The sequence below is a fragment of the Janthinobacterium sp. SUN100 genome (assembly GCF_030397705.1).
In the GTDB taxonomy this organism is placed as follows: domain Bacteria; phylum Pseudomonadota; class Gammaproteobacteria; order Burkholderiales; family Burkholderiaceae_D; genus Janthinobacterium; species Janthinobacterium kumbetense.
On sequence record NZ_JAPUBU010000003.1, the window covers coordinates 409548 to 427362 of the forward strand.

The 17815-nt window shown below is 64.0% G+C and carries 21 protein-coding genes; 5 read left to right on the forward strand and 16 right to left on the reverse strand.

Annotated features, from left to right (window positions below):
* Positions 1–2: 2 nt before the first annotated feature.
* The 13 genes from gspD to gpmA all read right to left on the reverse strand — a co-directional run bounded on the left by gspD (position 3) and on the right by gpmA (position 12420).
* Positions 3–2243, reverse strand: a complete 2241-nt coding sequence (gene gspD / locus O0881_RS18320; protein WP_289912448.1) for a type II secretion system secretin GspD — start codon at positions 2241–2243, stop codon at positions 3–5.
* Entirely contained in the window at positions 2240–3016 is a 777-nt protein-coding gene (locus tag O0881_RS18325; RefSeq protein WP_289912449.1) for a type II secretion system protein N, read from the reverse strand. The genes gspD and O0881_RS18325 overlap by 4 nt, the downstream gene beginning before the upstream one ends.
* The gene (locus O0881_RS18330; protein WP_251349449.1) at positions 3013–3546 is read right to left on the reverse strand and encodes a type II secretion system protein M; all 534 of its coding nucleotides are present in this window, start codon (positions 3544–3546) and stop codon (positions 3013–3015) included. Before O0881_RS18330 ends, O0881_RS18325 begins: the two co-directional genes overlap by 4 nt.
* Positions 3543–4772 (reverse strand): type II secretion system protein GspL, encoded by a 1230-nt coding sequence (gene gspL / locus O0881_RS18335; protein WP_289912450.1) that lies wholly within the window; start codon positions 4770–4772, stop codon positions 3543–3545. The genes O0881_RS18330 and gspL overlap by 4 nt, the downstream gene beginning before the upstream one ends.
* Positions 4773–4791: 19 nt before the next feature.
* Positions 4792–5766: a type II secretion system minor pseudopilin GspK gene (gene gspK, locus O0881_RS18340; RefSeq protein WP_289905859.1), complete on the reverse strand. Its 975-nt coding sequence runs from the start codon at positions 5764–5766 to the stop codon at positions 4792–4794.
* On the reverse strand, positions 5763–6386 hold the full coding sequence (locus O0881_RS18345) for a prepilin-type N-terminal cleavage/methylation domain-containing protein (RefSeq protein WP_289912451.1): 624 nt from the start codon (positions 6384–6386) through the stop codon (positions 5763–5765). Before O0881_RS18345 ends, gspK begins: the two co-directional genes overlap by 4 nt.
* Positions 6386–6769, reverse strand: a complete 384-nt coding sequence (gene gspI / locus O0881_RS18350; protein ID WP_034783570.1) for a type II secretion system minor pseudopilin GspI — start codon at positions 6767–6769, stop codon at positions 6386–6388. The genes O0881_RS18345 and gspI overlap by 1 nt, the downstream gene beginning before the upstream one ends.
* Positions 6766–7260: a GspH/FimT family pseudopilin gene (locus tag O0881_RS18355; protein ID WP_051959291.1), complete on the reverse strand. Its 495-nt coding sequence runs from the start codon at positions 7258–7260 to the stop codon at positions 6766–6768. The genes gspI and O0881_RS18355 overlap by 4 nt, the downstream gene beginning before the upstream one ends.
* Positions 7261–7272: 12 nt before the next feature.
* Positions 7273–7725, reverse strand: a complete 453-nt coding sequence (gene gspG, locus O0881_RS18360) for a type II secretion system major pseudopilin GspG (protein WP_035823835.1) — start codon at positions 7723–7725, stop codon at positions 7273–7275.
* 93 nt (positions 7726–7818) lie between these two features.
* The gene (gene moeB / locus O0881_RS18365; RefSeq protein WP_099665806.1) at positions 7819–8580 is read right to left on the reverse strand and encodes a molybdopterin-synthase adenylyltransferase MoeB; all 762 of its coding nucleotides are present in this window, start codon (positions 8578–8580) and stop codon (positions 7819–7821) included.
* Positions 8581–8588: 8 nt separating this feature from the next.
* Positions 8589–10082, reverse strand: coding sequence for a S41 family peptidase (locus tag O0881_RS18370; protein WP_289912452.1), 1494 nt, complete (start codon positions 10080–10082; stop codon positions 8589–8591).
* 51 nt (positions 10083–10133) lie between these two features.
* Entirely contained in the window at positions 10134–11597 is a 1464-nt protein-coding gene (locus O0881_RS18375; protein WP_099665807.1) for a peptidoglycan DD-metalloendopeptidase family protein, read from the reverse strand.
* Positions 11598–11673: 76 nt separating this feature from the next.
* Positions 11674–12420 (reverse strand): 2,3-diphosphoglycerate-dependent phosphoglycerate mutase, encoded by a 747-nt coding sequence (gene gpmA / locus O0881_RS18380; protein ID WP_176381555.1) that lies wholly within the window; start codon positions 12418–12420, stop codon positions 11674–11676.
* A gap of 106 nt (positions 12421–12526) precedes the next feature.
* Between gpmA and O0881_RS18385 the strand changes: the two genes are divergently transcribed.
* The 5 genes from O0881_RS18385 to O0881_RS18405 all read left to right on the forward strand — a co-directional run bounded on the left by O0881_RS18385 (position 12527) and on the right by O0881_RS18405 (position 15527).
* Positions 12527–12943 carry a rhodanese-like domain-containing protein gene (locus O0881_RS18385; protein ID WP_251349454.1) on the forward strand — a complete coding sequence of 139 codons (417 nt, stop codon included), beginning with the start codon at positions 12527–12529 and terminating at the stop codon, positions 12941–12943.
* Between the two features lie 25 nt (positions 12944–12968).
* A complete protein-coding gene (grxC, locus tag O0881_RS18390; RefSeq protein ID WP_070220900.1) occupies positions 12969–13235 on the forward strand; it encodes a glutaredoxin 3 in 267 nt (88 codons plus the stop codon).
* A gap of 160 nt (positions 13236–13395) precedes the next feature.
* Positions 13396–13872: a protein-export chaperone SecB gene (gene secB / locus O0881_RS18395; protein ID WP_077398684.1), complete on the forward strand. Its 477-nt coding sequence runs from the start codon at positions 13396–13398 to the stop codon at positions 13870–13872.
* A gap of 84 nt (positions 13873–13956) precedes the next feature.
* Positions 13957–14418 carry an SH3 domain-containing protein gene (locus O0881_RS18400; protein WP_099665810.1) on the forward strand — a complete coding sequence of 154 codons (462 nt, stop codon included), beginning with the start codon at positions 13957–13959 and terminating at the stop codon, positions 14416–14418.
* Positions 14419–14486: 68 nt separating this feature from the next.
* A complete protein-coding gene (locus tag O0881_RS18405; protein ID WP_289912453.1) occupies positions 14487–15527 on the forward strand; it encodes an NAD(P)H-dependent glycerol-3-phosphate dehydrogenase in 1041 nt (346 codons plus the stop codon).
* Between the two features lie 14 nt (positions 15528–15541).
* Here the strand turns inward: O0881_RS18405 and O0881_RS18410 are convergent, their stop codons facing one another.
* From O0881_RS18410 to O0881_RS18420, 3 genes are read right to left on the reverse strand one after another with little or no spacing between them, the layout of a single operon-like run.
* Positions 15542–15886 (reverse strand): cupin domain-containing protein, encoded by a 345-nt coding sequence (locus O0881_RS18410; RefSeq protein ID WP_289899575.1) that lies wholly within the window; start codon positions 15884–15886, stop codon positions 15542–15544.
* A 15-nt stretch (positions 15887–15901) separates the two neighbouring features.
* Entirely contained in the window at positions 15902–16594 is a 693-nt protein-coding gene (locus tag O0881_RS18415) for a DUF2461 domain-containing protein (protein ID WP_289912454.1), read from the reverse strand.
* A 21-nt stretch (positions 16595–16615) separates the two neighbouring features.
* The gene (locus tag O0881_RS18420) at positions 16616–17776 is read right to left on the reverse strand and encodes a Do family serine endopeptidase (protein WP_180278647.1); all 1161 of its coding nucleotides are present in this window, start codon (positions 17774–17776) and stop codon (positions 16616–16618) included.
* Positions 17777–17815 lie beyond the last annotated feature (39 nt).

Sequence of the window (17815 nt, forward strand, 5' to 3'; positions counted from 1 at the left end):
CATCACTTCTGCGGCTGCTGCGGCTGTTGCTGATATTGCTGCAACAGCGACTGCGGCGGTGTGGCCGCGTTGGCCGGCGCGCCTGGCGGCGGCGTCGGCGCCGGCGGCACGGGGCGCGTCACCATGCTGCCGCCCACCGGCTGGCCATCCTGCAGGGCCGGCAGCACCGGCGTGCCCAGGTCTTTCAGCATCAGATTGCCCGACGCCGGCACGGCGGCCGTCTCGGCCGAACGCATGTAGTCGTAGCGGTCGGCCGCCAGGCTGCCGCTCTGCTCCTTGTTGCGCACGATGACGGGGCGCAGGAAGATCATCAGATTGGTTTTCTTGCGCTCGCGCGTCTGGTACTTGAACAGGTTACCGATCAGGGGAATGTCGCCCAGGCCGCGCACTTTTTCCGCGTTGTCGCCCGTGCTGTCCTCGATCAGGCCGCCCAGGACGATGATCTGGCCATCGTCGGCCAGCACATTGTTTTCGATCACGCGGTTGTTGATGGTGATGCCGCTGACGGCCGTCGACGTGGACTTGTCCACGCTCGACGTCTCGTGATAGATGCCCAGCTTGATCGTGCCGCCTTCGGAAATCTGCGGACGCACCTTCAGGGTCAGGCCCACTTCCTTGCGGTCGATGGTCTGGAACGGGTTCGTGTTGGTGCCGGCCGTGCTGGTGTACTGGCCCGTCAGGATAGGCACGTTCTGGCCCACCTTGATGGTCGCCAGCTCGTTGTCCAGGGTGATCAGGTTCGGCGTCGACAGGATGTTCGCGTTGCCGTCCGATTCCAGCGCATGCGCCACGGCGCCCAGGCCCAGCGCGCCGTTGATCTGCTTGAAGATGCCCAGCGTCAGGCCGCCCGTCGGCAGCACCTTACCGCCGCCCAGCGCCAGCTTGGCGATATTGTTGTCGGTGCCGCCGGCGAACGACTGCAGCGCGCCCACGCGGTAGCTGCTGCTGCTGTCGCCGGAAAGCCCCAGCCACTGCACGCCGAACTCGGAGGCCTTGGCCGACGTCACTTCGACGATCAGCGCCTCGATGTAGACCTGGGCGCGGCGCACGTCGAGCTGGTCGATCACGGCGCGCAGGTTGCGGTAGACGGCCTCGTTGCACGTCAGGATCAGGGTATTGGTGGAAGCGTCGGCCTGGATGAAGCCTGCCGCGCCGCCCGAGGACAGCTGCTGCGGCCCGTTGCTCAGCGAAGCACCGCCCGTGGTGCCGCTTTGCGTATTGCCGCCCAGGCCAGTGGTGTTCATGCCGCCGCCCTGGTTGTTCTGGTTATTCGTATTCAGGCTGTTGTTGCCCGGCTGCTGCGCCGAAGCGGCCGTGCCGTCCGACGTCACCACCGAGCGCAGAGTCTGCGCCAGCTTGGTGGCGTCCGCATTTTTGAGGTACACCACGTGCACGTTGCCCAGCTGCGTGGTGGGCTGGTCCAGCTTGGAAATGAGCGACTTGGCCAGGTTGGCGCGCGCCGCCGACGGCGCGCGCAGCACCAGCGAATTGGTGCGCGGGTCGGCCAGCACGGATACCTTGCCCGCGTCGGCCCCTGCGGCGGCGCCCGCATTACCGCCTTCCATCAGTTTATTCACCATCGAGGCCAGGTCGGAAGCGATGGCATAGCGCACGGGGATCACATCCAGGTCCGTCGAGGCGGGCACGTCGAGCGCGGCGATGATCTTCGCCAGGCGCTTGAGGTTATCCGCGTAATCGGTGATCACCAGCGAGTTGTTGCCCGGGTTGGCATTGATCGTGTTGTTCGGCGAAATCAGGGGGCGCAGCACGGCCAGCAGGTTGGCCGACGATTCGTAGTTCAGGTAAAACACCTGGGTGGCGATCTGGTCGCCCTTCACCTGGCTGCTGCCGTTGCCCACCTGGGTCGGCACGGATTGCAGCTTGGCGTCCGCTTCCGGCACCACTTTCGCGTAGCCGTCGCCGGAAACCACCGCATAGCCCTGCAGGCGCAGGGCCGAGGCCAGCAGCGCGAAGGCTTGCGTCTTGCTGATCGATTTTTCCGACACCAGCGTGATCGTGCCCTTGACGCGCGGGTCGATGACGAAATTGATGTTGGTGTAATGGCCCACGGCCTTGATCACGGATTCGATGTCGGCGCCGACGAAATTGAGCGCCGCTTCATCGCCGGGCGCGGCCCAGACGGGCGCCGGCATGCCGGCCACGGAACAGCACAGCAAGGCGGCGGCCGACAGGCGGCGCAGCGAAAAGGAGAAGGTATGGGGGCTCACGGATGGTTTTTTCATTGTCTGAACTCTAAGGCGATGATGTTTTTTTCGCTATTGCTACGGCGCTGTCCCAGCAAATTCAACAAACTCGCCAAGGTCTCTTCATATCCTGCTGCGGCCTGGGCCTGGCCGGAAAACTGCATGCGCCCCTGTTGCAGGCTGCCGCTGCCGTCGAGCAGCAGCGGTCCTTTGATGGAGCGCAAGGTCAACGTCGCCTGCTGCCCCTGCCAATCGAAATCGAGCTCGTAACTGCCCAGCGGACGCAAGGACGACAGGCGCGAAGCCATGTCCGTCATCTGCAGGGTCGTGCGGCCGATGGCGGAAAACTGCTGTTTTTCCAGCGCCAGCTGCAAGGTGCTCCACGACAGGCGCATGCTGCCCGTCGGCGCCACGGTATTCAAGGGCGCGCCCAGGCCGCCCAAGCCGTCGGCCGGCAGCAGCAGGGCCGCCGGGCTGACTTGCCAGTGCGACCACGAACCGCGCAAATTGACGGCCTGCGACAGCGCCTGCGCATTCTGCAATTCCACGTCCACCGATCCCCACAGCACGGACGGCGAAATGCGCCAGCTGAAGCGCCCCGGCAGCAGCGGCGTCACGGCGCCATTCGCGCTGGCCGCCCCGCCGACAAAGGCCGAGCCGCGCCACAGGGTACCTTGCGCGTCGCCCAAGGTCAAACGTCCGCCCGTCTGCTTTTCCACGAGACTGGCGACCCAGCCGGCCGGGAAAAACACCAGCAGGGTGACGCAGACGCTGACGATGATGGCCAGCAGCCAGCCTAGCAGGCGCATCATCGCGCCGCGCCCGGGCTCTGGTGCAGGGTCAGGCTGGCGTCGACCAGCCCCGCCTTGCCCTGCGCCGTGATCTTCGCTTCCTGCACCGCCACGCGGCCTTCGCGGCGCAAGCCGTCCAGCCACAGCATGACGCTGGCGAACGGCACGCCGTTCAGCTGCACGCGCGCGTACTCTCCCGTCAGCGACAGCGATTGCGGCGCCAGGCCGCGCGCCTTCAGCGACGCGTCGAGACTGTCACGGCTCATGCTTGCCACCTGCACGGGCGCCTGGCGCGCCAGCTCGCCCGCTTCGCGCGCCAGCGCCTGCAGCTGGGCCGCGTTCTGGCGCAGCTCGGGCAAGCTCTTTTGCAAGGCGATGCGGCCCGTCCAGGCCGGCTCGAAGAATACGGCGTAGACGAGGGCCAGCCCCGCCACCACGCCGCCGATGCTCAAGAGCTTGCGCTCCTGCGGCGTGCGCTCGGCCCAGAAGGCCTGCACGGCCTGCTGCTGCCCCGCCCAGGCGGCGCGCGCCTTGTTGACTGCTGCACTCATGTTTTTGCTCCCGTGGCCGGCGTGATCTTCCACACGCCCGGCGCCGTTTCATTCAAGGCCAGCTTGCGCGCGGCCAGGCCGTCGCGCACCTGCGCCTGGGCGCTGGCGTCGACCATGTCCGGTTTCAGCTTGACGATCAGGCTGCGCTCGCGGTATTCCAGCGAGGCCACCACGCCGCGCCCGGCCAGGCCGCCCAGCGCCTCGCCCAGCGCCGCGCTCATGCTGGTGAAGTCATCCATGCTCGCTTGCCCGCCCTGCAGGCGGGCGGCGGCGATATTGCGCCGCATCTGCTCCGCTTCCAGGCCATACACGGGCGTTTCATTCGGATACGCGGCCTTGAAGGTTTGCTGCATCGAGGTGCGCACGGTGGCGGCCTCGCGCTTCAAGCGCATCCATTCGATATTCATGCCGGCCAAGTTGACGATCACGGCCAGCAGCGCCAGGCGCAGCGGCCAGCGCCAGCGGCGCCATTCGGTGGCCGAGCCCGTCGCCGTGCCCATGGCAGCGGCCAGGTCCAGTCCCGCACCCCTGGCGCCGGCGATCCAGTGCGCCCAGTGGTCCGCTTCCACCGTCACGCCGTCCATGCCGGCGGCCAGTTGTTGATATTGCGCAAGCTCGGCCTGCGCCACGTAGACCGTCAGGGGCACATCGCCGGCAAACGCGCGCGTCGTCAGCAAGGCCTGCTGCGGCTGGGCCGGCAACACCAGGCCCAGGCCCTCTTGCGGCGCCTGGCGCAAGGCCAGTTCCAGGCCATCGCCGCTGGCTTGCAGGGCAGCCGTCACGCTGCCCGGCTGCAAGGGCAGGCACAGCTGCGATGGCAGCAGCGCCACCTTGCGCGCACCCTGCGCCAGCAAGGCTTTCACGAGTACCTCGGCCCAGGCGCGCTGCGCCACGGCCACCGTGCGCATGCCGGCAGCGTCGGACGCGCCGGCGGCCAGCAGGCAATCCTGGGTGTCGCCGAGGATGTGTTCTTCCACCAGGCCCGGCAAGGCCGCGCGCAAGCGGGCGCCGGCCAGCGGCGGCGTTTTCAGGCGCAGCAGGGTCACGTCGGCCGCCGCCAGCAGCAGCACCACCTGCTTCGCGCCAGCGATCAGCTGGCCCAGGCTGCCCAGCGGCGCGCTGCCCTGCTGCAACAGGGCGCCGCCGTCGCCGGCCAGCACGAAGGAGCAGGCCGGCGCGCTGTCGGTGGAGGCCTTGGCCGGGTGACGGATATACAATATTGTCAAAGTGACTCGCTTTCAGCTGTTAATTTTCCCGCAACCAGACCAGGCTGGTGGTGCGCTGCGGATCCGTTTTTCGATTGATGAGCGCCACGGCATCAAGGGCGGCACGATCCAGCCGCACGCGGATGACGGTAAGGAAATAGCGGCTCTTCACATCAAGCTCGATACCTTCAATCACTTGCTTCGCATCAATATTATTCTTGAAGTTTGCCAAATCAACAAATTTTTTGCGCGGATTGCTCAAAGTCAGGGCGCTGGCCTCGGACAGCGACATCATCGTCACGGCCGCCAGCACCTCGGCCGGCGCCGTGTTCACGTTGACCCCCGTGATTTCGGGCAAGATGATGACGACATCGCGCAGCTGCTCGATCATTTGCGGCGTATAGCCGGGCACGGCCAGCAAATCCTCGACTTGCGTGAACGCCACCGGCTCGCTGCTGCCACCCGTGGCGGGCGTGGCAGCGGGCGTCTTGCCGTCGGTGCCGCTGGCGGTACGCGGCTTCGGCCGCGCACGCAGCACGGCATCGGCCGTCGCTTGCGCCAGGCCGCTGTCGAGCTTCATGTTGGACAATAAACGCTGGTAGGCCAGCACCTGCTTCGGATTGATGGCGCCCGTGACGTCGACCAGGTTGGTGATATTGAAGCGCGCCTGCGCATCGAGCGCGCGGCCCGAAACGGTGGCGTCGAATTTTTCCGTGTCGACCTTTTCGCGGTCCACGTAATCGTCGAGCCGTGCTTCCTCGATGGGCGTGGCCCATACGCCATCAAGCGCCGTCAGCATGGGATTGTCCTGGCGCAACCAGAAGCGGGCGAAGTCGACCATGCCGCGCATGGCCCACTGCGTCTGCAGGCGCAGGCGCTGGTTTTCCATCGAGCGCACCTGCACCTGCTGCTGCCAGAACAGGCTGGCGACGACGGTGATGGCCAGCGCCGTCAGCAACAAGGCCGTGATGACGGCCACGCCGCGCTGGCGCGAGGGGAACTTGAAGCGCGTCATCCCGGTCCCAATAAAAAGACTTTGGACAGGCCCGCGTCCTGGCCCGGCATTTGCAAGGTCACTTCCAGGCCCGGCACCTGCGTGGAGATGGTGGCGCCCGCCGTCAGCACGTTCCAGGCGCCATTGCTCCAGCCGCGCATGACCATGCTGTCGACGCCCTGCATCAGGGCCACGTCGGCGCTGGAGGTATCGGTATCGTCGCGCGCCGCCTGCCACAGGGTGTCGAGCACGGCCAGGTCGCGCGTGCCGTTCGACTCGCGCCGCGTCAGCACGCCGCCGCGCAGCCGGTAAGTGACCACTTGCAACTGTTGCGGCTCCTGTTCCGAGGCGGCCAGGCGCACCAGGGTCAGGCGGTCGTTTTCCGCCGACAGGTTGATGCGGCCGTTCAGCAGGCTGTTGTTCAGCCCGGCGCCGGCCAGGTGGTCGCAATCGCTCTGCATCTGGGCAAACGCCAGCTGCATGCCGCGCGCCTGCTCCAGCTGGCTGGTCAGCACTTCGCGCGAGCGCATGATGCTGTCCAGGCCGCGCCAGCCCAGCACGGCGACCATGGCCAGGATGCCGATCGCCACGAGCAGCTCGATCAGGGTAAAACCCGCGGCAGGGAGAGGACGGCGCGCCATCAGTCGTTAAAGGAAAGCAAGACCAGGCGCACGATGCGCCGGGCCGGGTACTGTGCGTCATACACGTTGACGCGCACTTGGCGGATGCGGGGATTCGGCGTGGCCACCACTTCCTCCTCGCAAATGAGTTTTAAATCGCCCTGCGGGCAGTCGACCGTGCGCTTGCCCGTCTGCGGAAAGGTTTTTGCCAGGCGCAGCCGCACCAGGTGGTTTTCCGCCGACCAGGTGGCCATCATGGCGCTGCGCAAGCCGTCGCTGTTTTGCGTCAGGCTGCCGACGGCGCGCAAGGACGCGCCCAGGGCCGTGCCGACGATGACGAGGGCGACGAGGACTTCCAGCAAAGTGAAGCCGCGCTGACGGCCATGACGTGGGAGCCGCATCATTGCTCGACCGTGAAGTGGCCAATGCCGTCGGCGCGGATGGCCACGCTGCGCTCGCCGCTGGCCAGGGTCAGCACGAAAGGCTTGTCGACCGGTTCGCGGCCGAAGATGATGCGCAGCGGCTGGGCCACGCTGTTCGAGGGCTGCACGCTGAGCAGCATGGGCGTGTTGGCAAACGCGCGCTCGCGCAGCAAATCGTCCTGCGTCACGGGTTGCCACAGCTTTTCATTGAGGACCAGGAAACGGTATTGATTTTCGTCAGCCTCGAACGCCACCTGCCGGCTGCGCACGATGGCTTCATCGCGCGCCAGCTGCAGCAGCAGGGCGATGCGTTCGGCTTCCTTTTGCAAGGCTTGCTGGCCATTCGGCATGGCGTTCAGCGACACCAGGCCCAGGGTCACGCCGATGATGACCATCACCACCAGCAATTCGATCAGCGTGAAGCCGCTGGCGCGTGGCCGGGGCGGTGCGCGACCGGTGGTCATGGCTGGCATGCAATGGAAAACTTACAGTTCCCAGGAACCGATATCGGCATCGTCGCCGCTACCGCCAGGCTGGCCGTCGGCGCCCAGCGAAATGATGTCGACTTCGCCTTTCACGCCCGGCGACAGGAACTGGTACGGGTTGCCCCATGGATCCTTCGGCATCTTTTCCAGGTAACCGCCCGCTTTCCAGCCATTCGCGGCCGGTCCCGTGGTCGGTTTCTCGATCAGCGCCTGCAAGCCCTGTTCCGTCGTCGGGTAGCGCTGGTTATCCAGGCGATACAGTTTCAAGGCTTGCATCACGGTAGCGATATCGACTTTCGCCGCCGCCACTTTCGACTCGCCCGTGCGGGCGATCAGCTTGGGCACCACCAGCGACGCGAGGATACCCATGATCACCACCACGACCATGATTTCGATCAAAGTGAAGCCGCGCGCGCGGCGCTGGCGTATCGGATGGTTTGCTGCGTTTTGCATAAGAAAGAGAGAAGAAGGTGAGTAATGAGTGCAGAGTATAAAGCGGAAATATGACAAAGCCTGTCATATAGGGAAAAATTTGTGCGGGGGCTGTCAAGCCGGCAAGACCACTTCGCCGCAAACGGCGCAGCCGGGGTCGCGCGCGACGCGCATGCTGCTCCATTCCATGTGCAAGCCGTCGAGCAGCAGCAGCCGTCCGGCCAAGGACTCTCCCACGCGCATGATCAGCTTCAAGGCCTCGGCCGCCTGCATGGCGCCCACCACGCCCACCAGCGGCGCGAACACGCCCATGGTCGAGCACGCCTCGTCCGTGAACTGCTGTTCCTGCGGAAACAGGCAGGAATAGCACGGTTGCGTGCCCGTGCGCGGATCGAACACGCTCACTTGCCCGTCGAAACGGATCACGGCGCCCGACACCAGCGGCACCCTGGCCGCCACGCAGGCGCGGTTGACGGCGTGGCGCGTGGCGAAGTTGTCGGTGCAGTCGAGCACCACCGTGGCGGAGCAGACCAGTTCGGCCAGACGCGCGCCGTCGAGGCGCTCCTGCAAGGCGACGATATCGATCTCGGGATTGATCCCGGTCAAGGTTTCGCGCGCCGACAGCACTTTCGGCTGGCCCACGCGCTGCGTAGTGTGGGCGATCTGGCGCTGCAGATTGGTCAGGTCGACCGTGTCGTCATCGACCAGGGTCAGCTTGCCGACGCCGCTGGCGGCCAAATACATGGCTGCGGGCGAGCCGAGTCCGCCCGCGCCGATCACCAGCACATGCGCGTCCAGCAAGGCTTGCTGGCCTTCGATGCCGATCTGGTCCAGCAGAATGTGGCGCGAATAGCGCAGCAGCTGATTGTCGTTCATGGCGGCGACTACGGTTTTTGCACAGGAATCTTCTTGTCGTCCACCTTGATGTCGGAAGCGATTTCCGGCTTGGCGCCGATCTTCTCCACCTTCGCATCGGCCTTGGCCAGCTGCACCGGCAAGCCCTGGAAGTGGTTCAAGGCTTGTTGCAGCTGGAAATCGTCCTTGGCGCCGTATTCGAGCGGCTTGCGCTTTTTCGCCGTGGCGATCAGGCGCTGCTCTTCTTCCAGCTGATCCTGCATGCCTTCCATGGTCGGCTTGGCCGCTTCCGGCTTGCCATCGTTGCTGCTCAAGTGTTTTTCCAGGTCCGCCTCGCGGATGCGCAGGCTGTTCCAGCCATCGCCTTCGGCCGTTTCATCGACCAGCAAGTCGGGCACGATGCCGCGCGCCTGGATGGCCCGGCCTTTCGGCGTGTAGTAGCGGGCCGTCGTCAGCTTGACGGCCGTGTCGGCCGTGATCTGGCGCAAGGTTTGCACGGAACCCTTGCCGAACGTCTGCGTGCCGATGACGGTGGCGCGCTGGTAATCCTGCAGGGCGCCGGCGACGATTTCCGAGGCGGACGCGGAACCGGCATTGACCAGCACCACCAGCGGCACGGTTTTCAGGGCGGCCGGCAGCTTGGCCAGCGGGTCGGCCCTGGCGCCCGGTGCGGCATAGAATTCGCGGCGGCCGTAAAACACCTGTTTCGACTCGGGCAACTGACCCTTGGTGGAAACGATCACGGAATTGCCCGGAAGAAACGCTGTCGCCACGCCGATGGCGCCCGGCACGACGCCACCGGGATCGTTGCGCAAGTCCAGCACCAGGCCCTTGAGCTTGGGGTCTTGCGCATACAGCGCGTTGATCTTTTTGACCATGTCATCGACGGTCGGTTCCTGGAACTGGGCGATGCGCAGCCAGGCATAGCCGGGCGCGACCATCTTGGCCTTCACGCTTTGCACGCGGATTTCCTCGCGCACGATGGGAAAGACCAGCGGCTTGCTTTCGCCCTTGCGCGACATCGTCAGCACCAGCTTGGTGCCCGGCTGGCCGCGCATCTTCTTGATGACCTCTTCCAGCTGCAAGCCTTTCAGCGGGATATTGTCGAGGCGGGTGATCAGGTCGCCCGCCAGGATGCCGGCCTTGGCGGCAGGGCTGTCCTCGATGGGCGAGACGACTTTCACGTAGCCGTCTTCCATGCTCACCTCGATGCCGATGCCGACAAACTTGCCCTGCACGCTTTCGCGCATTTCCTTGAAGGCATTTTTATCGAGATAGACAGAATGCGGGTCCAGCGACGAGACCATGCCGGAAATGGCTTCCGTCAGCAGTTTCTTGTCTTCCACCTTCTCGACGTAATCGGACTTGATCAAGCCGAAGACGTCGGACAACTGGCGCAGCTCGTCGAGCGGCAGCGGGGCATTCGTGATTTTTTGCGCCACGGCCGGGAACTGCAGCGACATGCCGATGCCGGCCAGGACGCCCAGACCGATCAGGCCGATACTTTTGACTTTGATACCCATGTATTCTTCGCAATCTACAAATTCGCTGCCGCAGCAATGGTGGGAACTGAATTAAAACTTCACCCAGGTGGCGGGGTCGAAGGCGCGGCCCTGATGACGCAATTCAAAGTATAGCCCCGATTCCTCGTTGCCGCCGCTGTTGCCCGCGCTGGCAATGGCGTCGCCGCCCTTGACGGCATCGCCCACGCGTTTCAGCAGCGACTGGTTATTGCCATAAATACTCATGTACTGGCCGCCGTGGTCGACGATGATCAGATTGCCGAAACCGCGCAGCCAGTCGGAAAACACGACCCTGCCGCCGGCGATGGCGTGGATCTCGCTGCCTTCGCCCGTGCGGATGAACACGCCCTTCCAGCTGGGGCCGTCACCGCGCTTGCTGCCGAAGCGGGCGGCGATCTTGCCCGCCACGGGGGCGCGCAGCTGCCCTTTCATGCTGGCAAAGGCGCCAGCTGGCGCGGCCGGGCCCAGGCTCGGGCGGTCCGGCTCCGGTTCCGGCTTGGGTTCCGGTTTCGGCGTCACCTTGGCCACTTGCGGCGGCTCGTCGTCGTCGATCGGTTCCAGTTTCACGGGCGGCGGTGGCGGAGTCTGCGGCTTGATCTTGCCAGATTTGTTTTGTTGTTCTTTCGCAAGTCGTTCGCGCTCGGCCTGCGCCTGGGCGGCCTTGGCGCGCGCGGCCAGCAGGCGTTCGCGTTTTTCCGCCGCGATCTTGGCGTCGGCGGCCGCTTTGGCGGCGGCGCGCTGTTCGGCCAGCAATTGCTGACGTTTCTTTTCAGCCGCGGCGGCGGCGGCCTGCTCTTCGATCAGTTTTGCCAGCTTGTCGACCAGGTTGCCCATGCGCTGTTCGTCGCGCTCGACATTGCCCACTTCCTTGCGCTGCGCCACCAGGCGCTGCGACAAGCTCGTCAGCAAGGCGGCGCGGCGTGCCTTCTCCTGCACCAGCAGGGCCTTCTGGTCGCGCTCTTCCTGTGCGATTTCTTCCAGCTCATCCTTGGCGTTCTGCACCTCCGCCTGGTTTTTCTCCACGGCCAGCAAGTTGGCGCGCAAGGCTTCCAGCAGGCGCGCCTGCGCCTGCGACACATACGCCATCAATTGCAAGTCGCGGTTGATGCGGTTCGGGTTATCGCCCGACAAGAGCAGCTTGATGCGGTCTTCGTTGCCGGCGACATATTGTTCACGCAGCAACTTCGACAGCTGCGTCTTCTGTTTTTCGACGGTGGCCGTCAATTGCTGGTGCTCTTGCCCCAGCGCATTGAGTTTCACGCCCGTCTCACTTTGCTCCTGCGCCAAGTCGCGCAGGGCGCGGTTGGCGTTGGAAATGGCCTCTTCCGACTCGGCCAGGGTATCGGCCGCGTCATCCTTGGCGCTTTCCGTGCGGCTGATGTCGCGCTTGAGCGCCGTCAGCTTTTGTTGCAATCCAGCACGTTGTGCTTCCGCGGCCGCCTTCTGCTTGCTGCGTTCGGTGGGCTTGGCGCCCTGCGCGGCACCGCTGGAAAGCAGCAGCGCCAGGCACAGCATGGCACCGGCGCGCCACGCCGGCAGGGGTCGTTCAGCAGAGGGGGCGATGGCTGTGCCGCGGAAGAAAGACGACAAGTTACTTGGCCTTCCCTTGGTTCGCCACGGCAGCTTGCGCAGCCGCAATCGCTGCCGGGTCGCCCAGGTAGTAATGACGGATCGGTTTCAGGTCGGCGTCCAGTTCATACACGAGCGGCTGGCCGTTCGGGATGTTCAGGCCGACGATATCGCTGTCGCTGATGCCGTCGAGCATCTTGATCAGCGCGCGCAAGCTGTTGCCGTGGGCCGAAATGATGATTTTCTTGCCGGCGCGGATGGCCGGGGCGATTTCCTCGTCCCAGGCCGGCATCACGCGCGCCACGGTGTCTTTCAGGCATTCGGTCAGGGGAATCGATGCTTGCGGCAAGCCGGCGTAGCGCGGATCGTTGAACGAGGCGCGGTCATCGTTCGCTTCCAGCGGAGGCGGCGGGGTATCGTAGCTACGGCGCCATACCAATACTTGCTCGTCGCCATACTTAGCGGCTGTCTCGCCCTTGTCCAGGCCTTGCAGGGCGCCGTAGTGGCGCTCGTTCAAGCGCCAGTCGTTCTTGATCGGCAAATACATCATGTCCATCTCGTCGAGCGCCAGCCACAGGGTGCGGATGGCGCGCTTCAGGACGGAAGTGTAGGCCACGTCGAACGTAAAACCTTCCTGCTTGAGGATCTGGCCGGCGGCCTTGGCTTCGTTGACGCCCTTTTCCGTCAGATCGACGTCGGTCCAGCCGGTGAAGCGGTTATCGAGGTTCCAGGTGGACTCGCCGTGACGCATGAAAACGATTTTGTACATAGTTCTATCTTCTCAAGGGGTTCAAATCAAAAAAGCAAAACGTAAAAAGACCTCGTCCAGCTTCTATTTTATAATGCGCGGATTGACTTAAACCATTGGACCCTACGTGAAATTCATTATCGACCACATTTTTCTGTTTGCCATCGTCATTATTTCCGGCGGCGCCCTCCTCTGGCCACTGCTGTCGATGCGCGGCAAGCGCGCGACCGTGCTGGAAGTCACGCAACTGATCAACCGTGGCAAGACTGTCATCGTCGACGTGCGCAACGCGGAAGAATTCGCCACGGGCCACTTGCCTGACGCAAAAAATATTCCGCTGCCGGAACTGGCAAAACGCGTGGGCGAGCTGGAAAAATTCAAAACGCGCCCCATTGTAGTGGTTTGCCAGAAAGGTTCGCGTTCGGCAACCGCCGTCGGCCTGCTGGGCAAAGCCGGTTTCGCTGAGGCAACAAGCCTGGAAGGCGGCCTCGACGAATGGAAAAAGCAAGGTTTGCCATTGAAAACCTTGTCGCTGGCGAAATAAGCCGGCCTTAACTGAAGGAATCATCATGACCGTACCAGTAATTGTCTATAGCACCGCCGTGTGCCCGTATTGCGTGCGCGCCGAGCGCCTGTTGGAAGCCAAGGGCGTCGCCGTGCAAAAGATCCGCGTCGACCTCGACCCGGAAGAGCGCATCAAGATGATGGAACGCACGGGCCGCCGCACGGTGCCGCAGATCTATGTGGGCGATACCCACGTGGGCGGATTCGACGATTTGTATGCGCTCGATCAAGCTGGCAAGCTGGACCCCTTGTTAAATGGCACGGCAGCCTGATATAAAGCGGGTTCGAGAAATTGCTTGGTTTTTTGTCGTATTGTTTTGATACAATTGCCCTCGCACCTGATCTGGCCGCGCCTATCCGGCGCGGTTTGAATACCGCAAGCACCATATTTGAACGGTGTGCCGTTCTTGTCCTTTACAACGAAAGCGTTCCATGTCTGACGAAAATCTGCAACCAGTCTTCCAAATCCAACGCGTCTACCTGAAAGACATGTCGCTGGAACAACCAAATTCCCCAGCTATTTTCCTGGAACAAGAAGCACCAGCCATCGAAGTGGCACTGGACGTGGGCGCTGCGCCTCTGGCCGACGGCATCTTCGAAGCCACCGTGACCATCACCGTCACCGCCAAAGTCGGCGAAAAAGTCGCTTTCCTGGTTGAAGGCAAGCAAGCCGGTATCTTCGAAGCACGCAACATTCCTGCTGATCAACTCGATCCACTGCTGGGAATCGGCTGCCCGAACATCATCTACCCTTACCTGCGCGCCAACATCGCCGACGTGATCACCCGTGCCGGCTTCCCGCCAGTGCACTTGGCCGAGATCAACTTCGAAGTGTTCTACCAACAACGTCTGCAAGCTATTGCTGACGCCGCAGCAGCTGCCCCGGCAGCCGACGCGACGACGCACTAAGCTTCAGGCAAGACCCCGCCAGCCGTCAAGGCTGGCCTGACACGGCGGCCTGGCCGCCGTGTTTCGTTAAGGTTCAAAAATATCATGTTGAAAAGTGCGCTCTTGAGCAAGTTCCGCTGGATGGCCGGCGCCGTGCTGCTGCTGGCGACCGCCGCCAGTCACGCCGTCGATTTCAAAACGGTGGGCGCGGCTCCCGTGATCCTGTACGACGCGCCATCCGCCAAGGGCGGCAAGCTGTACGTGGCGCCACGCGGCATGCCGCTGGAAATCGTGCTCAGCTACGGCGAATGGGTCAAGGTACGCGACGCCAGCGGCGAAATGGCCTGGACGGAAGCCAAGGGCCTGTCCGCCAAGCGCAACGTCGTGGCGCGCGCCGCGAACCTCAAGGTTCGCGCCAGCCCAGACGACACCGCCTCCCCCATCATCCTCGTCGACAAGGGCGTGCTGCTGGAAATGAGCGAGCAGCCGAGCTCCAACTGGGTCAAGGTCCGCCACAAGGATGGCCAGAGCGGCTACGTCAAGACCAGCGAAGTGTGGGGCCTGTAAGCACCGCCAGATTCATCCGGGCAGCGGCCAGCCGCGCCGCGCCCCTCCCCCTGCCAGACTGAGGTCGCATGCAAGTTTCTCCCGATACATCTCCCGCCGCCACGGCGCTCCCCCGCAAGATCACCATCCTCGGCGCCGGCGCCTGGGGCACGGCCGTGGCCATGGCCCTGGCCGGCCGCCACGACGTGCTGCTGTGGGGCCGCAACGGCGACGCCATGGCCGCCATGGCCGCCAGCGGCGAAAACAGTTATTTGCCCGGTTTCCCCTTGCCGCCGCAACTGCGCATCAGCGCCGATTTCGACGCCGCCGTCGCGCATGCCGGTGGCGAACACGGCATTTTGATCGCCGCCTGCCCCGTGGCGGGCTTGCGGCCCATGCTGCAGCAATTGAAAGACAAGGCCATCGGCAACCTGGTGTGGCTATGCAAAGGCTTTGAAGGCGGCACAGGCTTGCTGCCGCACCAGATCGTGCAGGAAGTGCTGGGCGACAATATCCCCGGCGGCGCCCTGTCCGGCCCCTCGTTCGCGCAGGAAGTGGCGCGCGGCTTGCCGTGCGCGCTGACCATCGCCTCGCACAGCGCGGCCTTGCGCGGCGCCGTCGTCTCGGCCTTGCATGGCGGCACCATCCGCGTGTATGCGAGCGACGACCTGGTGGGCGTGGAAGTGGGCGGCGCCGTCAAGAACGTGCTGGCGATCGCCACGGGCGTGGCCGACGGCCTGGGCCTGGGCTTGAATGCGCGCGCCGCGCTGATCACGCGTGGCCTGGCGGAAATCACGCGCCTGGGCACGGCCCTCGGTGGCCAGACGGAAACGTTCATGGGCTTGACGGGCATGGGCGACCTGATTCTGACGTGCACGGGCGACCTGTCGCGCAACCGCCGCGTCGGCCTTGGCCTGGCGCAAGGCAAGGCGCTGGAGACCATCGTGGCCGAGCTGGGTCATGTGGCCGAAGGCGTGCCGTGCGCCAAGGCCGTGCGCGAACTGGCGCTCCGCATGGGCGTCGAGATGCCGATCACCAACGCGGTGGCCGGCGTGCTGTTCGATGGCGATTTGCCGCACGTAATGGTGCAGCAGCTGCTGTCGCGCGATCCGCGCGCCGAGGCGGCTTGAGCGCCAGAAAAAACCTAACGTCCCGCCTTGTGCATGAGTATGGTCAGTAATAACAGGCTGTCTTCGCGCGCTTCCAGGGCGTGCGCCTGGCCGCCGAGCAGGTACAGCATCTGCCCCGGCCCCAGCAGGTGCACGCCGCCATGCGCCGTCACCGCCACCTGCCCTTGCAGGCACAGCAAGGTGATTTCGCCGAGCACATGATGCTCGGGCATGGTCTTGCCCTTGGGCATGCACATGCGGATCAATTCCAGCTCATCCGTCTTGGCCAGCGCGATGGCGGAAAACTGCGACAGGTCGTCGCCGTCCCTGCGCAGCACCTCGATCACCTGTCCTGAACTTGCGTGTTCCAGTGCCATCATGTGCTCCTTCCGCAATTACTCGGTGACTTCCTCCGGCTCTTTCGCGCCGCGCATCCACTCGACCAGCGGCCACGCATCCTTCAAGCCTTCCGCCAGGGTCGGCAGCAGTTTCTCGGGGTCGTTCACGGGCAGCGGTATTTCGGTCCAGACAAAAAAGCTCTTCAGCTTGATGAATTCGATATGTTCGGCATCCGCCTCGAAGCCCTTGGGCGGGCGCTGCAACTTGCCCTCGTTCTGGATGGTGCCGAAACGGGCCTTCAAGCGCTTATTCTTCAGCACTTTGGAAAACCCTGGCGCGTCGTTGAGCATATGCTCGCGCAGCGCCTTCAGGCGGCCGGGCGGCGGCATGTATTCGCCGGCACCGAACAGCAAGTTGCCCTGGCCATCGATCTGCAGGTAATACGTGGGGCCGCCCGCCTTGCTGGGACGGCGCATGTCGTTCGGCGCAATGGCGGCCGAAAAGCGCGTTTTATACGGGCTTTTATCGTGCGCGAAACGCACGTCGCGGTTGATGCGGAACAAGGCCTTCTTCGGATTGCAGTACTTCACGGCCGGATCGAACTTGCCGAGTTCAGCAATAAGTGACGTCACCAGTGCGAGGAATTCCTCGCGCAGGATGTCGTAACGGGGCTTGTTCATGACAAACCAGGGACGGTTGTTGTTGTCGCTCAGTTCACGTAAAAATTGGGTCAAATCACGCACATGCATGTGTCAAATTCCGATCAGCAACTATTTGGAAAGCTCTTTCGGGAGGGGGCGCTTGCCCACCATCACGTCGAGCGCCGCTTCGCGATTCTTGCGCAGCACCGTCATTTTAGCTTTTCCGCCGGGCGGCAGTTGGGCGATCAGGTTCAGCATTTCCGTCGTGTCGCCCACGGGCTTGCCTTCCACCGTCAGCAGGATGTCGCCGGGCACGATGCCCGCCTTGTCGGCCGGGCCGTTGCGCACCACGCCGGCGATGATGGCGCCGCTGCTGCGCTGCAAGTTGAAGCTTTGCGCCAGCTCGGGCGTGATGTCCTGCGTTTCCACGCCGATCCAGCCGCGCACCACGTGGCCATCCTTGATGATGGCTTCCATCACGGTTTTCGCCGTCGAGACGGGGATGGCGAAGCCGATGCCGACGGAGCCGCCGCTTTGCGAGTAGATCGCCGTATTGATGCCGATCAAGTTGCCGCGCGTATCGACCAGGGCGCCGCCCGAATTGCCGAAGTTAATCGCCGCATCCGTCTGAATGAAATTCTCAAAGCTGTTGATGTGCAGATTGTTGCGGCCCAGGGCGGAGATGATGCCCATGGTCACCGTCTGGCCCACGCCGAAGGGGTTGCCGATGGCCAGCACCACGTCGCCCACGCGCGCCAGTTCCGACTGGCCCAGCACGATGACGGGCAGCTTGTCGAGGTTGATCTTGATCACGGCCAGGTCCGTTTCCGGATCCAGGCCCACCACCTTGGCGGGCGCCTTGCGGCCATCCGTGAGCACGACTTCGATTTCGTCGGCGCCTTCGACCACGTGGTTGTTGGTCAGCACATAGCCTTCATGGCTGACGATGACGCCCGAACCGAGGCTGTTTTTCAAGTCGTCGTCATCCTCGCCGTCCGGGTCGCGGTCGCCGAAGAAACGTTTGAAGAAGGGATCGCGCGCCAGCGGATGGGCGCCGCGCTTGGGTACTTGCAGGGTGAGGATGTTGACGACGGCGGGCATGGCGCGCGCCGCCGCGTCGCGGTAGGAACCGGGCGCCAGGCTGCTGGACGCCGTTTCCACCACGGGCACCGGTTTAGTCGGAGAGCCCAGTTGCTGTACCCGGCTGGCCGGGCGCAGCGCGCCGTACACAAAGTACAGCGCCAACGCGATCGTCACGGTTTGCGCAAACAATAACCAGAATCGTCGCATAACACTCCACCCAGGTCAGCCGGCCGGTGCCGGAACGAC

Bases quoted from the DNA above. Each gene is read 5' to 3' on its own strand.
- O0881_RS18405 (WP_289912453.1), top strand. From the start codon at position 14,487: ATGCAAGTTTCTCCCGATACATCTCCCGCCGCCACGGCGCTCCCCCGC.
- O0881_RS18345 (WP_289912451.1), bottom strand. From the start codon at position 6,386: ATGGCGCGCCGTCCTCTCCCTGCCGCGGGTTTTACCCTGATCGAGCTG.
- grxC (WP_070220900.1), top strand. From the start codon at position 12,969: ATGACCGTACCAGTAATTGTCTATAGCACCGCCGTGTGCCCGTATTGC.
- O0881_RS18400 (WP_099665810.1), top strand. From the start codon at position 13,957: ATGTTGAAAAGTGCGCTCTTGAGCAAGTTCCGCTGGATGGCCGGCGCC.
- O0881_RS18415 (WP_289912454.1), bottom strand. From the start codon at position 16,594: ATGCATGTGCGTGATTTGACCCAATTTTTACGTGAACTGAGCGACAAC.
- moeB (WP_099665806.1), bottom strand. From the start codon at position 8,580: ATGAACGACAATCAGCTGCTGCGCTATTCGCGCCACATTCTGCTGGAC.
- O0881_RS18370 (WP_289912452.1), bottom strand. From the start codon at position 10,082: ATGGGTATCAAAGTCAAAAGTATCGGCCTGATCGGTCTGGGCGTCCTG.
- gspK (WP_289905859.1), bottom strand. From the start codon at position 5,766: ATGACGCGCTTCAAGTTCCCCTCGCGCCAGCGCGGCGTGGCCGTCATC.
- gspG (WP_035823835.1), bottom strand. From the start codon at position 7,725: ATGCAAAACGCAGCAAACCATCCGATACGCCAGCGCCGCGCGCGCGGC.
- O0881_RS18355 (WP_051959291.1), bottom strand. From the start codon at position 7,260: ATGCCAGCCATGACCACCGGTCGCGCACCGCCCCGGCCACGCGCCAGC.
- gpmA (WP_176381555.1), bottom strand. From the start codon at position 12,420: ATGTACAAAATCGTTTTCATGCGTCACGGCGAGTCCACCTGGAACCTC.
- O0881_RS18325 (WP_289912449.1), bottom strand. From the start codon at position 3,016: ATGATGCGCCTGCTAGGCTGGCTGCTGGCCATCATCGTCAGCGTCTGC.
- gspI (WP_034783570.1), bottom strand. From the start codon at position 6,769: ATGATGCGGCTCCCACGTCATGGCCGTCAGCGCGGCTTCACTTTGCTG.
- O0881_RS18375 (WP_099665807.1), bottom strand. From the start codon at position 11,597: ATGCTGTGCCTGGCGCTGCTGCTTTCCAGCGGTGCCGCGCAGGGCGCC.
- gspD (WP_289912448.1), bottom strand. From the start codon at position 2,243: ATGAAAAAACCATCCGTGAGCCCCCATACCTTCTCCTTTTCGCTGCGC.
- O0881_RS18410 (WP_289899575.1), bottom strand. From the start codon at position 15,886: ATGATGGCACTGGAACACGCAAGTTCAGGACAGGTGATCGAGGTGCTG.
- secB (WP_077398684.1), top strand. From the start codon at position 13,396: ATGTCTGACGAAAATCTGCAACCAGTCTTCCAAATCCAACGCGTCTAC.
- O0881_RS18420 (WP_180278647.1), bottom strand. From the start codon at position 17,776: ATGCGACGATTCTGGTTATTGTTTGCGCAAACCGTGACGATCGCGTTG.
- O0881_RS18330 (WP_251349449.1), bottom strand. From the start codon at position 3,546: ATGAGTGCAGCAGTCAACAAGGCGCGCGCCGCCTGGGCGGGGCAGCAG.